This window comes from Dorea sp. Marseille-P4042 (assembly GCF_900290215.1).
In the GTDB taxonomy this organism is placed as follows: Bacteria; Bacillota; Clostridia; order Lachnospirales; family Lachnospiraceae; genus Dorea; species Dorea formicigenerans.
This window is the reverse complement of record NZ_OLMI01000001.1, coordinates 801,346-816,816: the sequence shown is the minus strand read 5'-3', so window position 1 is coordinate 816,816 and position 15,471 is coordinate 801,346. Positions and strand designations below refer to the sequence as shown.

General features: G+C 42.3%; 12 protein-coding genes and 1 pseudogene. 12 read left to right on the top strand and 1 reads right to left on the bottom strand.

The window, feature by feature from the left end; translation table 11 throughout:
- Positions 1–13: 13 nt before the first annotated feature.
- From C7E02_RS04135 to C7E02_RS04105, 7 genes and pseudogenes are all read left to right on the top strand, one after another.
- Positions 14–595: pseudogene (locus tag C7E02_RS04135) on the top strand (site-specific integrase); the annotation flags it as partial.
- 205 nt (positions 596–800) lie between these two features.
- On the top strand, positions 801–3,386 hold the full coding sequence (clpB, locus tag C7E02_RS04130) for an ATP-dependent chaperone ClpB (RefSeq protein WP_105308861.1): 2,586 nt from the start codon (positions 801–803) through the stop codon (positions 3,384–3,386).
- A gap of 3 nt (positions 3,387–3,389) precedes the next feature.
- Positions 3,390–4,637, top strand: coding sequence for a DNA polymerase Y family protein (locus tag C7E02_RS04125; protein ID WP_105308860.1), 1,248 nt, complete (start codon positions 3,390–3,392; stop codon positions 4,635–4,637).
- A gap of 116 nt (positions 4,638–4,753) precedes the next feature.
- Positions 4,754–6,508 (top strand): indolepyruvate ferredoxin oxidoreductase subunit alpha, encoded by a 1,755-nt coding sequence (gene iorA, locus C7E02_RS04120; protein WP_105308859.1) that lies wholly within the window; start codon positions 4,754–4,756, stop codon positions 6,506–6,508.
- A complete protein-coding gene (locus C7E02_RS04115) occupies positions 6,508–7,077 on the top strand; it encodes an indolepyruvate oxidoreductase subunit beta (protein ID WP_105308858.1) in 570 nt (189 codons plus the stop codon). The genes iorA and C7E02_RS04115 overlap by 1 nt, the downstream gene beginning before the upstream one ends.
- Positions 7,078–7,109: 32 nt before the next feature.
- Entirely contained in the window at positions 7,110–8,441 is a 1,332-nt protein-coding gene (locus tag C7E02_RS04110; RefSeq protein ID WP_105308857.1) for a phenylacetate--CoA ligase family protein, read from the top strand.
- Positions 8,442–8,457: 16 nt separating this feature from the next.
- Positions 8,458–8,901, top strand: coding sequence for an ACT domain protein (locus C7E02_RS04105; protein ID WP_022279028.1), 444 nt, complete (start codon positions 8,458–8,460; stop codon positions 8,899–8,901).
- 174 nt (positions 8,902–9,075) lie between these two features.
- Here the strand turns inward: C7E02_RS04105 and C7E02_RS04100 are convergent, their stop codons facing one another.
- Positions 9,076–9,273: a cold-shock protein gene (locus C7E02_RS04100; RefSeq protein ID WP_005333869.1), complete on the bottom strand. Its 198-nt coding sequence runs from the start codon at positions 9,271–9,273 to the stop codon at positions 9,076–9,078.
- Between the two features lie 245 nt (positions 9,274–9,518).
- Between C7E02_RS04100 and ptsP the strand changes: the two genes are divergently transcribed.
- The 5 genes from ptsP (at position 9,519) to C7E02_RS04075 (ending at position 15,447) form a co-directional block, all read left to right on the top strand.
- Positions 9,519–11,144 (top strand): phosphoenolpyruvate--protein phosphotransferase, encoded by a 1,626-nt coding sequence (gene ptsP, locus C7E02_RS04095; protein ID WP_105308856.1) that lies wholly within the window; start codon positions 9,519–9,521, stop codon positions 11,142–11,144.
- A 331-nt stretch (positions 11,145–11,475) separates the two neighbouring features.
- Positions 11,476–12,222 (top strand): DeoR/GlpR family DNA-binding transcription regulator, encoded by a 747-nt coding sequence (locus tag C7E02_RS04090; protein ID WP_005333863.1) that lies wholly within the window; start codon positions 11,476–11,478, stop codon positions 12,220–12,222.
- Positions 12,223–13,143, top strand: coding sequence for a 1-phosphofructokinase (pfkB, locus tag C7E02_RS04085; RefSeq protein ID WP_105308855.1), 921 nt, complete (start codon positions 12,223–12,225; stop codon positions 13,141–13,143).
- A gap of 11 nt (positions 13,144–13,154) precedes the next feature.
- Complete coding sequence (locus C7E02_RS04080) at positions 13,155–15,119, top strand: PTS fructose transporter subunit IIABC (RefSeq protein WP_105308854.1); 1,965 nt, start codon at positions 13,155–13,157, stop codon at positions 15,117–15,119.
- A gap of 70 nt (positions 15,120–15,189) precedes the next feature.
- Entirely contained in the window at positions 15,190–15,447 is a 258-nt protein-coding gene (locus C7E02_RS04075; protein WP_105308853.1) for an HPr family phosphocarrier protein, read from the top strand.
- Positions 15,448–15,471: the final 24 nt, after the last annotated feature.

Sequence of the window (15,471 nt, the reverse complement as noted above, 5' to 3'; positions counted from 1 at the left end):
ACAAACAAGGCTTAGATCGTTGGAACTGATTGGATTGACTTGGGAAGATGTAGATGTCAGAACGAAAGCGGTAAGTATTGACCATCAGTTGATTTATAAAGATTTAGGAGATGGCTATAAATTCCATATTTCCACGCCAAAGACGGATTCTGGAATCCGAACTATCCCTATGACATCAGATGTACAAAGAGCATTTGCAGAACAAAAGAAATTAAACTTTATGCTTCAAAAAGGAAAAGATGTTGAGATAGACGGTTATAAAGGATTCATTTTCATGGCAAAGTCCGGCAGACCGCTCATGCCTAGTGCAATAAACAATATCTTATATAATATTGTAGACGCATATAACAAAAAAGAAGTTCAAATTGCAAAGACTGAACATAGAAATGCTGAATTGTTACCAACGGTATCCGCTCACATTATGCGACATACGGCTTGTACCAGAATGGCAGAGTGCCATATGGACGTAAAAGTTCTTCAATATATTATGGGACACGCTCATATAGATGTAACAATGGAAGTGTATAACCATGTAAGTGAGATGTCCAGAATTGAGAGTGAAATCACAAGGCTGGAAAGCGTAGCAATTAGTTGACACCAAAAATAAAAAAATTGGTGTCAAAATGGTGTCAAATCAAGAAAAAGTGATGATTATAAGGAAGAAAAAGTGTTGCAAACCTCGTAAAATCAAGGTTTGCAAAAAAAATCTCAAATAATTAGCACTCACCTCTTGACAGTGCTAACAACCTGTGATATTGTTATATCGTAAATAGAACAGATAAACAAAGGAGGTTGTCTCTATGAACATAAATAAATTTACACAGAATTCATTACAGGCAGTTCAGAATTGTGAGAAGATCGCTATGGATTATGGTAATCAGGAGCTTGCGCAGGAACATTTGTTATATGCACTTCTTACACAGGATGACAGCCTGATCGCAAAGTTAATGGAAAAGATGGGACTGGATAAGAACATGGTCATTAACCGTGTGGAAGAGTCCTTAAGAAAACTTCCGAAAGTACAGGGAGGTCAGCAGTATGTCGGACAGGCACTGAACAATGTTCTTGTACATGCGGAAGATGAAGCAAAGCAGATGGGCGATGAGTATGTATCAGTAGAGCATCTGTTTCTTGCTATGATAAAGTATGCTGGTAAAGAGATGAAGAGTACCCTAAGGGAGCTTGGAATCAGTCGAGATGGATTTTTACAGGCACTTTCCAGTGTCAGGGGGAATCAGCGAGTGACCAGTGATAATCCGGAAGCTACTTATGATACCTTGAACAAATATGGATCAGATCTTGTGGAGCGTGCAAGAGAGCAGAAATTGGATCCAGTTATTGGACGTGATTCTGAAATTCGGAATGTTATCCGTATCTTGTCCCGTAAGACGAAGAACAATCCGGTTCTGATCGGTGAACCTGGTGTTGGTAAGACAGCAGTTGTAGAAGGACTTGCACAGCGTATTGTGCGTGGTGATGTGCCGGAAGGACTGAAAGATAAGACGATATTTTCACTGGATATGGGAGCACTGGTAGCAGGAGCCAAGTATCGTGGTGAATTTGAGGAACGTCTGAAAGCAGTGCTTGAGGAAGTGAAGAACAGTGACGGTAAGATTATCCTCTTTATTGATGAGTTGCATACGATTGTCGGCGCCGGTAAGACAGATGGTGCTATGGATGCAGGCAATATGTTAAAGCCCATGCTTGCAAGAGGAGAACTTCACTGTATCGGTGCAACAACACTGGATGAGTATCGACAGTACATTGAAAAAGATGCGGCACTGGAACGTCGTTTCCAGCCGGTTATGGTAGAAGAACCAACTGTAGAAGATGCAATTTCTATCCTTCGTGGACTGAAAGAGCGGTATGAAGTATTCCATGGTGTTAAGATTACAGACGGCGCATTGGTAGCGGCAGCAACGCTGTCAGACCGTTACATTTCCGACCGTTTCCTTCCGGATAAAGCAATCGATCTGGTTGACGAGGCATGTGCACTGATTAAGACAGAGCTGGACTCTATGCCGACGGAGCTGGATGAGTTGAACCGTAAGATTATGCAGTTAGAGATTGAAGAGACTGCTCTAAAGAAAGAAGAAGACCGACTTAGTAAAGAACGTTTGGAGCATCTGCAACAAGAACTGGCAGAACTGCGTGCAGAATTTGCAGGCAAGAAAGCTCAGTGGGATAATGAAAAAGTAGGAGTTGAGAGAGTTCAGAGACTTCGTGAAGAGATCGAGCAGGTAAATAAAGACATTGAAAAAGCACAGCATTCTTATGATCTTGACAAAGCAGCTGAATTGCAATATGGTAAATTGCCACAATTGCAGAAGCAGTTAGAGCAGGAGGAAGAAAAAGTCAAAGATGAAGATCTCTCACTGGTACATGAAAGTGTTACAGATGAGGAGATTGCCCGTATTGTGTCACGGTGGACTGGAATTCCGGTTGCAAAGCTGAATGAGAGCGAACGTAATAAGACATTGCATCTGGCAGATGAACTTCACAAGAGAGTCATTGGTCAGGATGAAGGTGTGGAGCTTGTGACAGAAGCAATTATTCGTTCTAAAGCCGGAATCAAAGATCCGACAAAACCGATTGGTTCATTCCTTTTCCTTGGACCTACCGGAGTTGGTAAGACCGAGCTTGCAAAAGCACTGGCAGCAAGTCTGTTTGATGATGAGAATAATATGGTGCGTATCGATATGAGTGAGTACATGGAGAAATACTCCGTATCCAGACTGATCGGAGCTCCTCCGGGATATGTAGGATATGACGAAGGCGGTCAGCTTACTGAGGCAGTCAGAAGAAAACCTTACTCCGTTGTACTTTTTGATGAGATTGAGAAAGCCCACCCGGATGTGTTCAATGTCCTGTTACAAGTATTGGATGATGGACGTATCACGGATTCACAGGGACGTACGGTAGACTTTAAGAACACGATTCTTATTATGACTTCCAATATTGGTTCTCAGTATCTGCTTGATGGCATGGATGACCATGGCAACATCAGTGAGGAGAGCCAGACTATGGTTATGAACGATCTTCGTGCACATTTCCGCCCAGAGTTCCTAAACCGTTTGGACGAGACGATTATGTTCAAACCATTGACGAAAGACAATATTTATGACATTATTGATTTACTGGTGGCAGATGTGAATAAACGTCTGGCTGATCGGGAAATTCAGATTAAGCTTACAGAAGAAGCAAAGAAAATGATTGTGGATGGAGGATATGATCCGAATTATGGTGCAAGACCTTTGAAACGTTATCTGCAGAAAAATGTAGAGACATTAGCTGCAAAACTGATGCTTCAGGGAGATATCGGCACCGGAGATACAATTGTGATTGATGTGGAGAATGGCAAGCTGGTCGCAAGGAGCAGGTCATAAACGGTGATAATCTTTCATATAGATGTAAATTCAGCTTATCTTAGCTGGACAGCAGTAGAACAACTAAAGAATGGAGCCAGGACAGATATCCGTACAATACCGGCCATTATTGGCGGGGATCAAAAATCCCGCCACGGTATTGTGCTGGCAAAGTCTGTCCCGGCGAAGAAGTATGGCATTCGTACTGGGGAACCGGTTGCGAATGCCTTTCGTAAGTGTCCGAATCTTCACATGGAAGCACCGGATCATGAAATGTACCATAAGCACAGCAGGGAGCTTATGGCTTTTTTGCATTCTTATACTCCTGATATCGAGCAGGTCAGTGTCGATGAATGTTACATGAATTTTACGGGAATTTCAGGACGATTTGCATCACCTGTGGAAGCTGCATTTGAGATCAAAGACGAAGTAAAAAAACAGTTTGGATTCACAGTTAATATCGGAATCTCAGACGTGAAAGTGTTGGCGAAGATGGCATCGGACTTTGAAAAGCCGGATCGTGTTCATACACTTTTCAGGAAAGAAATTCAGGAAAAAATGTGGCCGCTTCCAATTTCAGATCTTTTTATGGCAGGGCATTCCAGTGTGGAGACATTGAGAAAACTGGAGATTCAGACGATTGGTGATCTGGCAAAGGCTGACCCAAAGCTGATAGAATTGCATTTGAAAAGCCATGGAAGGCGTCTGTGGGAGTTTGCCAATGGAATGGATGACTCTATTGTAGAATCGGAAAAAGCTGAGGCAAAAGGAGTCGGAAATTCGACTACTTTATCCAAAGATGTGTCAACAAAAGAAGACGCGCAGAAAGTCTTACTTTCTCTAGCCCAAAGTGTGGGAGGACGTTTGAGAAAACACGGATATCATGCAGGTGTGGTCAATGTGGAAATCAAGTATGCAGATTTTACCGTGAATTCACATCAAAAACAGCTTGAAAGAATGACGGCAAGTGATCAGGTCATTTATCAGACTGCAGTGGAATTATTTTGTGAAATGTGGAATGGAAAACCAATCCGCCTGCTCGGAATCCGGACTTCCAAGCTGTCGCAGGAGGGTGAACCACAACAATTGAGTCTCTTTGATCTGAATTTTCACAGCAGCGATAATATTTCTAAAGAAGTCAAAAGTTTTGAAAACAGCCAGAAACATGAAAAATTAGATCAGGCACTGGATGAAATCCGAAAAAAATTCGGGAAAGATGCAGTTGTCCGTGCCAGCTTTTTAAAAAAGCCGGAAAAAGAGGAAAAGATGTGAAAAAGCTGATTAGTAAAATTGACATTCCTATATAAAAACGCTAGAATAGTAAACAAGATTACGTTTATAGAGCGCACTCTAAAAGTGTCCCGATATTCGAAGGAGGAATTAGGAAAATGTCAGAAGTAAAAAAAGTGATTATGCTCGGTAATGAGGCGATTGCCCGAGGAGCATATGAGGCAGGCGTGAAAGTATCTGCCGCATATCCTGGAACACCGAGTACTGAGATCAGCGAGAATCTGGTCAAATACAAAGACGATCTTTACTGTGAATGGTCTCCGAATGAGAAGGTCGCAACAGAAGTTGCGATTGGCGCATCTGTCGCAGGTGTCCGGGCTATGTCCTGTATGAAACATGTAGGATTTAACGTGGCAGCAGACCCGGCTTATACCGTATCTTATATGGGAGTCAATAGAGGACTTGTCATTGTCGTAGCAGATGATCCGGGACTTTACAGCTCTCAGAATGAGCAGGATACAAGAATGGTCGCAAGAGCTGCACAGCTTCCGGTACTGGAACCTTCCGACAGTTCTGAGGCAAAAGAATTTATGAAGATTGCATTTGATCTGAGTGAAAAGTATGATCGTCCATTTGTATTTCGCACAACGACAAGACTGGCACATTCACAGGGACTGGTAGAGTTATGTGACCGTGAAGAGATTCCGGATAAGCCATATGAAAAAAATATCCGCAAGACAGTTATGATGCCTGGAAATGCAAAACTCCGCCATGTGGAGATTGAGAAACGCAACCTGGAGCTTGCGGAGGCAGCCAATACACTCCCAATCAACCGTGTAGAGATGAACGATACAAAGATTGGTGTGATCACAAGTGGTATTCCATATCAGTATGTAAAAGAGGCACTTCCGAATGCTTCTGTACTGAAGCTTGGAATGGTGAATCCGCTTCCAAGAAAATTGATTGAAGATTTTGCTTCTAAAGTAGAGAAGCTTTATATTGTAGAAGAATTGGATCCGGTTATTGAAGAACAGGTGAAATCCTGGGGAATCAAGGCAACTGGAAAAGAAATCTTCACGGTTCAGGGCGAGTACAGTGCGAATATGCTAAGAGAAGCAATTCTTGGGGAGGAATTAAAGCTTGATGCACCGGCAGCCGCACCTGGAAGACCTCCGATTTTATGTCCAGGCTGTCCACACAGAAGCGTGTATTATGTACTGAACAAGTTAAAAATGCATGCGGCAGGAGACATCGGCTGTTATACACTTGGTGCAGTGGCACCGCTTAGTGTTGTCGATACAACGATCTGTATGGGTGCAAGTATTTCCAGTCTTCATGGAATGGAGAAAGCAAAAGGCAAAGAATATATTAAGAACTGGGTAGCAGTAATCGGAGATTCCACATTCCTTCATACAGGTGTGAACTCTCTTATGAATATGATGTACAATAAGGCAACCGGAACAGTGATGATACTTGATAACTCTACGACAGGTATGACAGGACATCAGGATCACGCTGCAACTGGTAAGACACTGCAGGGAGATCCGACTTATGCCATTGATATTCCGGCATTATGCCGCGCAATCGGTGTGAAAAATGTCATCGAGGTCAACGCATTTGACATTGAGCGTCTGGAGAAAGTCATCAAAGAAGAAGTGGCAAAAGATGAAGTTTCTGTCATTATTACAAAAACACCATGTGTACTTTTGAGTAAAAAGAAAAAACCGCTTTACGCAGAAGAACCAGATAAATGTAAGAAATGTGGTATATGTATGAAACCGGGCTGTCCGGCTATGACAAGAAATGCAGATAAGACGATCCATATTGATGATACCATGTGTACCGGATGCGGACTTTGCAAGAGTCTGTGTAAATTTGACGCGATCAAATTAGTAAGGGAGGGTGACAAATAATGGCTACTAAGAATATTATGATCGTAGGTGTAGGCGGCCAGGGAACACTCCTTACAAGCCGTATTCTCGGAGGACTGGCACTTGCCGGAGGATATGATGTTAAGCTTTCTGAGGTACACGGAATGGCTCAGAGAGGTGGAAGCGTTGTTACATATGTGCGTTACGGTGAAAATGTAGCAGAGCCAATCGTAGAGGAAGGACAGGCAGACGTTATCATCGCATTTGAGAAGCTGGAAGCCTTAAGATATGCACATTTCCTCAAAAAAGACGGTGCATTGATCGTCAATGACTGGAGAATTGACCCGATGCCGGTTGTGATCGGAGCGGCTGAATATCCGGAGAATATTTTGGAGAATCTGAAAAAAGATCACAAAGTCTATACGGTAAATGCAACGGAAGAAGCGAAAAAGCTTGGAAATTCCAGGGTATTTAACTTAATCGTGCTTGGAATCGCAGCACAGCATATGGATTTTACAAAAGAGCAGTGGTATGAAGTAATTGAAAAAACAGTACCTCCAAAGACGATCGACATCAATAAAAAAGCATTTGATGTAGGATATCAATTATAATAATACTATCAGAAAAGAGAGGCAAGAAAGCAATGGCAAGAGTAGCATTGGAAGATTGGCAGGAACAGATCCGTGACCCGAAGATTGAGTGTATGAGCCGCGATGAGATGACTGCCCTTCAGAGTGAGCGTCTGGTACGCCAGGTAAAGAATGTTTATGAAAATGTAGCATTTTACCGCAAGAAAATGGATGATATGGGAGTGGAGCCGGGAGATATCAAAGGAATCGAAGATATCGGTAAGCTTCCATTTACAACAAAAGAAGACTTAAGAGCCAATTATCCATTCGGACTTCTGGCAGTTCCGCAGGAGAAAATCGTCCGTGTACAGGGAACATCAGGAACGACCGGGAAACTGACCCTGGCCTCTTATACAGAAAAAGATGTAGATGTATGGGGAGAGTGTGTTGCCAGAGGACTTACAATGGCAGGACTTAATGCAGCAGACCGTATCCATATCTGTTACGGATATGGACTTTTCACAGGTGGACTCGGGCTTGACTTCGGAGCCAGAAAGCTTGGCGCAATGGCAATCCCGATGTCTGCAGGTAATACAAAGAGACAGCTCATGTGTATGGAAGATTTTGGAGCCACAGCATTTGCATGTACGCCATCTTATGCCCTTTATCTTGGTGAGGCTGCAAAAGAGGCAGGAGTGGTTGATCGTCTGCAGTTAAAGGCTGGTATCAATGGAGCAGAGCCTTGGACAGATGAGATGCGCCGTAAGATTGAGGAACTTCTTAATGTCAACAGTTTTGATATTTATGGACTTTGTGAGATTACAGGACCGGGTGTTGCACTTGACTGCATTCATCACAAAGGTATGCATGTGCAAGAGGATTATTTCTATCCGGAAGTCTTAAATCCTACAGATCATACACCATGTAAAGATGGAGAGACGGGTGAGCTTGTATTTACAACGCTTGTAAAAGAAGGTATGCCGCTTTTGCGTTACAGAACAAAAGACCTGACAAGTATTGATCATTCAAAATGTGAGTGTGGAAGAACACTTCCGAGAATCCATAAATTTACAGGACGTACAGATGATATGAAAGTCATCCGTGGTGTGAATGTATTCCCAACCCAGGTCGAGACTGCACTTCTGTCAATGGGTGGCGGAGTTGCACCACACTATATGATGATCGTTGACCGTGAGAACAATCTGGACGTATTGACTGTAGAGGTAGAGGTTGATGAGAAGTACTTCTCAGATGAGATCCGTAAGCTGGACGGACTCCGTAACCGTGTAGCAGCAACTTTGAAGCAGGCACTTGGTGTAGCAGTTAATGTAAAACTGGTAGAGCCTAAGACAATTCAAAGAAGTGAAGGTAAAGCAAAACGTGTCATCGACAATCGTGACATGTAGGAAGGAGGATTGGATTATGGGAATCAGTAATACAATTCAGCAGTTATCTGTATTTTTGGAAAACAGAGAGGGACGTTTGGACACCGTGCTTAAGATACTGGCTGAAAATGATGTAAATATCGTGGCATTAAGCCTGGCAGATACTTCTGATTATGGAATGCTCCGTATGATCGTATCAGACCCACACAAGGGAAAAGCTGCACTTAAGGACGCTGGAATCACAGCTATGCTGACAGATGTTGTGGCTCTTCGCGTACCTCATGCGACTGGTTCACTGAGCAAAGCGATGCATCAGATCGTGGAAGGTGAGATCAACGTGGAATATATGTACGCATTTGCAAATGGTGCAGACGCTGCAGCAGTTTTAAAGAGTGATGATCCTGCGAGAGTGATTGATATCTTAAAAGGAAGCGGATTTGATGTATATACAGCCGATGAGGCATACCAGGCAAATCGCTGATATATGTTTTATGATTTAATAAAAATACCAGGCCTAAGGCCTGGTATTTTTCTCGTCATTGCTGTCTTAATCTCATTTCATGTGTATGTCTTTTAAATATCAAAATGCTATAAAAGCTGCTTTTTATATATTATAAAAGGTACATCATCTAAAATATGATTAAATCATTCATGATTAAAGCTTAGTTACGTTAACAGCCTGAGGTCCTTTAGCTCCCTCAGTAACGTCGAATTCTACTTCCTGTCCTTCCTCAAGAGACTTGAATCCTTCCATGTTCAGTCCTGAGTAGTGTACGAAAACATCGTTTCCGGACTCATCAGAAATAAAACCGTAACCTTTTTGGTTGTTAAACCATTTAACTGTACCTTTCATTGATAGTACCTCCCTAAAAATTAAAAATAACTAAGAATGCTTTATCACATTAGCATGTATCAATAAAAAAGTCAATAAAATATGGAATATTTGTAATGTTTTTACCAAAAAAGAACATAAAAATGTAAGGAATTCGTCAGATACGGAAACCATTTGCTTGACGAATGGTTCACGGACGTGTAAAGTAGAATAGAGTATTAAAATGATTTTTACTTTATAATAATGAGCAGGGGTTTTGTAGAAGAATGATTACACTGACAGGAAAAAAGATATCCGAAGGCATTGCAATCGGGAAATTAACATTTTATAAAAGAGACATCAAAGAGATTAAAAGAATCTATGTAAAAGATGTAGAGAAGGAGATTCAGCGTTATAAGAAAGCAAGAGAAAAAGCAATTGCTGAACTGGAACTTGTCTACGATCTTTCTGTGCGTGAAGTCGGTGAGGCAAATGCCGCAATCTTCGAGATGCAAAAGGAACTCCTGGAGGACCAGGAATATACAGATCATATTATAAAGAGGATTCTGGAAGAAAAACTTAACGCAGAGTATATTGTTCAGACGTCTGTAGAACAGTTAATTCGAATCAGTAGTCATCAGCAGAATAATCCAATTCAGGGAAAAGAAGAAGATGTCAGAGACGTGGCAATTCGTGTGATCCGCATCTTGTCCCGAAGCTGGAAGGATCGTATGCTGACAGATGAGCCATTTGTCATGGCTGCGAGAGATATATATCCAAGTGAAGCGCTTCAGTTCGATAAGGCAAAGGTACTGGGGTTTGTGACTATGTACGGAACAATTAATTCACATACTGCCGTTCTGGCTAGAACGAAAGGAATTCCGGCGGTCATCGGTCTTGGAGAATCTCTGAAAGAAGAATATGACGGAAAGACAATTATTATAGATGGTTATGAAGGAAAGATTTATATTGAGCCTGACTATGCAACTCTAACGAAGATGCGGGAACGTAAGGATGCGAATCTGAGACATGTCAGGAATCTGGAACGTCTGAAAGGTAAGGAGAACATTACCCAGAGTGGTCAGAGAATTGATATCTGTGCCAATGTAGGCACAAGAGAAGATATTGAAAATGTTTTAAGAAGTGATGCCGGTGGAATTGGATTATTCCGGAGCGAATTTCTGTATATGGAAATGGGAAGCAAACTGCCTTCCGAAGAGCAGCTCTTTCAAGTTTATAAACTGGCAGCAGAGTCTATGGGAGCCAACCGTGTTGTTGTCCGAATCGCAGATTTTGGCGGTGACAAGATGGTAGAAAGTGTAGATCTTGGAGAACAGGCAAATCCGGCGATTGGGCTGCGTGGAATACGTATTATGATGGAAAAAGAAGAATTGTTCCTTCCACAGTTTCGCGCGATTCTCAGAGCTTCTGCACTTGGAAATGTATCTATTATGTTTCCGATGGTTACATCCATGGAGGAAGTGGCAGCGGCAAAAGCCCTGCTTGAAAAGGCAAAGAAGCAATTGAAAGATGAAAAGACTGCTTATAATGAGAATATTGAAATTGGAGTCATGATCGAGACTCCGGCAGCAGTCATGATCAGTGGAGAACTGGCAAGAGAAGTAGATTTCTTCAGTATCGGAACGAATGATCTGTTGCAGCTTACACTTGGCATGGATCGTGAAAATCCAAAACTGGACAAGTATTATAACCCATACCACCCGGCTTTGATGAAGATGATCCGAATCGTAGCCAACAATGTACATCTGGAAGGAAAAAGAATCAGCATCTGTGGAGATCTGGCAGCAGATCTGAGCATGACAGAATTCTTCGTACAGATTGGAATTGACGAACTGTCCGTAGCGCCACACCAGGTACTTGGACTTAGAAAGAAGATCCGAGAGATACAGTAGTTCGACTTGAATATAATAACAAAACGCAAAATCCTCACATTGATATTCGCGCACGAAACATTGCGTCGAGCCATAAACTATCATCAAGTTCGGGAGAGCCCTTCTTGATGATAATCGTCTCGACTCCATCGTGCTTAAGTCATATCACTGTGAGGATTTTGCGTTATTTATCATACAATCCTACTAATTCCTAATTGTGCAATCTGCAAAAAAATCTACATGAATTTTTGGCTATTATTTTGACTGAAAATGATTGACTCTGACCGAAAATGATTATATTATGTGATTGAAGATGAACGAAGTTGATTGAAAATGACTGAGAGGTGATTTGATGCTGGCGGAAGAAAGATTCCGGGAAATTCAGAAATATGTGGAAAGCCATGGTACTGTGACAGTACAAGAGCTGACAGATCTTTTGAATACGTCAGAATCTACGGTGCGGAGAGATCTGACAGAACTTCACAAGCGTGGAACTCTTATCAAGGTTCACGGTGGAGCGACAACTGTTGGAACTTCCGTGAGGACAAGAGATGAAGAATTGTCGGTCAGACGAGACCGGAATACAGAAGAAAAACATAAAATCGCAGCATATGCGGCTGAACTGATAGAGGCAGATGATTTTGTATATCTGGACGCTGGAAGTAGTGTAGATCTTCTGATTGACGAATTGAATGAAGAGTCAGCTGTTTTTGTGACGAATGCGATCGGGCATGCGCAGAAGCTTTTGAAAAAGGGGTATGAAGTTCTTTTGATCGGTGGAAAATTAAAAGGTGTGACGGAGGCAATCGTCGGTGCGGAAGCATTGGAGAGTCTGAACCGGTACAATTTCACAAAAGGATTTTTTGGAACGAATGGAGTTCACCCACAGAGGGGGCTTACCACACCAGACAGTGAGGAAGCGCTGGTCAAGAAAAAAGCGATGGAGCGGTGTGCACAGTGCTTTGTACTGGCAGATTCAAGCAAAATCGGTCAGGTAACATCAATTACATTTTCTGATATGAAAGAATCTGAGATTCTTACAACAGAGCTTAAAGATTCTTCTTATAAAAAATATAAAAATATCGTGGAGGTTAAGTAGATGATTTACACAGTGACATTTAACCCGTCTCTGGATTATGTCATCGGGGCGGAAAAATTGGAACCTGGAAAAATCAACCGGACAACGAGAGAAAACATTTACCCTGGAGGTAAGGGGAATAATGTTTCCGTGGTACTTTCAAATCTGGGACATAAGAGTAAAGCACTCGGATTTGTATCAGGATTTACTGGAGAGGCATTGGAGAAGATGTTGGACGATTTTGGCTGTTATACCGATTTTATCCAGTTGGATAACGGATTTACCAGAATCAATGTAAAAATCAACGCCGGTGAAGAGACGGAAATCAACGGTCAGGGACCAAAGATCAGTGAAGAGGCCATCGGAAAGCTTTACGAAAAACTTGATGTACTGACCAAAGGAGATGTACTTGTTCTTGCGGGAAGTATTCCGAATACCTTGCCGGAAGATATTTACGAACGCATCATGGCAAGACTTGATGGACGTGGGATCAGGATCGTGGTAGACGCAACAAAAGATCTCTTGATGAACGTCCTGAAATACCATCCATTTCTTATTAAGCCGAACAACCATGAGTTGGGAGATATGTTCGGAGTTCAGCTTGAAACAGATGAAGAAATCATCGAATATGCAGGAAAATTAAAAGAAATGGGTGCAAAAAATGTATTGATTTCCATGGCAGGCGATGGAGCCATTCTTTTAGATGAACATGGAAAAGTTTACCAGGGTAGACCACCGAAGGGAGAGGTTCTTAATTCCGTCGGAGCGGGAGATTCCATGGTAGCAGGATTTGTCACCGGTTATCTCAATACCGGAGATTACGAGAAAGCATTTGAACTTGGAATTGCAACTGGAAGTGCCAGCGCATTTGAGTATTGGCTGGCAGAAAAAGAAGATGTAGTGAAACTGTTGAAGAAAGAACCTGAATTATACGGATTGTAGGAGGAAAGGGAATGAAGATTGTAGATCTGTTAAAGCGGGAAAGCGTAGAACTGAACGGCAAAGTTACATCAAAGCCGGAGGCAATCGAGAAGATGGTCGCACTTATGGCTGCCGGAGGGAACCTGGCAGACGTGGAAGCCTATAAGAAAGGCGTATTTGCAAGAGAAGAGGAAAGTACAACAGGAATTGGAGAAGGAATCGCGATTCCACATGCCAAGACAGCGGCAGTAAAAGCACCGGGACTTGCAGCTATGGTTGTAAAAGACGGGGTAGATTATGATTCACTGGATGGAGAGCCGGCGAAGCTCATTTTCCTGATTGCGGCACCGGATACAGAAGACAATGTGCATCTGGAAGTGTTAAGCCGTCTGTCCATGCTTCTTATGGATCCGGATTTCAGAACCGGACTTATGGAAGCGGAAAATGTAGACGCATTTTTCAAATGTATTGATGAGGCAGAGAGAAAGAGATTCCCGGAAGAGTATGAGACGGAAGAAAAAAGTTCAGAAAATACATCAGATGAAACACAGGTAATGCATACAGTGCCGGAAAAGTCAGGATATCGGGTGCTGGCAGTTACCGCATGCCCGACAGGAATCGCACATACTTACATGGCGGCAGAAAGTCTGGAAAATAAAGCGAAAGAAATGGGCATCACGATTAAAGTTGAGACCAATGGTTCCGGTGGTGCGAAAAATGTGCTGACAGCTCAGGAAATAGAAGCTTGTGATTGTATTATTATTGCAGCAGATAAAGATGTAAAGATGGCAAGATTCGATGGCAAACCAGTCATCATGACAAAGGTGGCAAATGGAATCAGCAAGGCTGAGGAACTTCTTAATGAAGCCACCAGTGGAAATGTAAAGATATACCACCACGCAGGCGGTGAAGATGAAGAGGGCCAAGTAGCAGATGAGAGCCTGGGCCGTAAGATTTATAAGAGTCTGATGAACGGAGTATCCCACATGCTTCCATTTGTCATTGGTGGAGGAATTTTGATTGCATTGTCCTTCCTTGTAGATGGAGCGAATGCAGGAACTTCAAGCTTTGGTAGTGGAACACCATTGGCAGCATTCTTTAACACAGTAGGTAATACAGCATTTGGTATGATGTTCCCGATTCTGGCAGGATACATTGCCATGGCAATCGGAGACAGACCGGCACTCATGCCTGGTATCGTCGGTGGACTTCTTGCAAAAGCAGGAACTTCCATTTTCCTTCCGGAAGAACAGTGGGTTTCATCAGGATTCTTTGGAGCACTGATTGCCGGATTTGTAGCTGGATATCTGATGTTACTGTTAAAGAAGTTGCTTGAGAAACTTCCAAAATCATTAGAAGGAACAAAACCGGTACTGTTATATCCATTCTTTGGAATTTTACTGATGGGTGTGATTATGATCTTCCTCGTAAATCCACCGATTGGAGCATTTAACACATGGCTGAATAACTGCCTTGCAAGTATGGGAGAGTCCAGTAAAATCCTTCTTGGTGCAGTACTTGGAGGTATGATGTCTATCGACTTCGGAGGTCCATTTAACAAAGCAGCTTATGTATTTGGTACAGCGGCAATCGCCAGCGGACAGATAGATATTATGGCAGCAGTTATGATCGGCGGTATGACACCTCCAATCGGAATTGCACTTTCAACACTGCTTTTTAAGAATCGTTTTACAAAGAGCGAACAGCAGACAACGGTCACGAACTTCATTATGGGAATGTCATTTATTACAGAGGGAGCGATTCCGTTTGCGGCATCTGATCCACTCCGCATCATTCCACCTTGTGTCGTTGGCTCAGCAGTAGCAGGAGCATTATCCATGGCATTTGGCTGTGGATCCAGAGCACCTCATGGTGGACTGTTTGTAATCGGTATTATTGAAAATGCACCGATGTTCCTTGTGGCACTTGTTATCGGAGCAGTCATCACAATGGCAGGAATCGTACTTCTGAAAAAGCCATTAAATACAGAAAAATAAATGAATTGTTGTTAGTAAAAAAAGATATTAAATATAATTGAGTCAAAAATGAGAAAAGGAGATTAAAACGATGAAAGAATTTAAATATGTAATTACAGACGCAGAAGGAATCCATGCAAGACCAGCAACTATGTTCGTAAAGAAAGCGGCAGGATTTAAGTCCGATATTAACATTGAGGCAGAAGGAAAAAAAGTGAATGCAAAAGGAGTTCTTGGTGTTATGGGACTCGGCGCTAAAAAGGGAGCAGAGATTACAGTAACTGTAGATGGTGAAGATGAAGAAATCGCAGCAGCAGAGCTTGAAACATTTTTAAAAGAGAACCTGTAAGAAGCATTTCTTTTTGAAAAACAC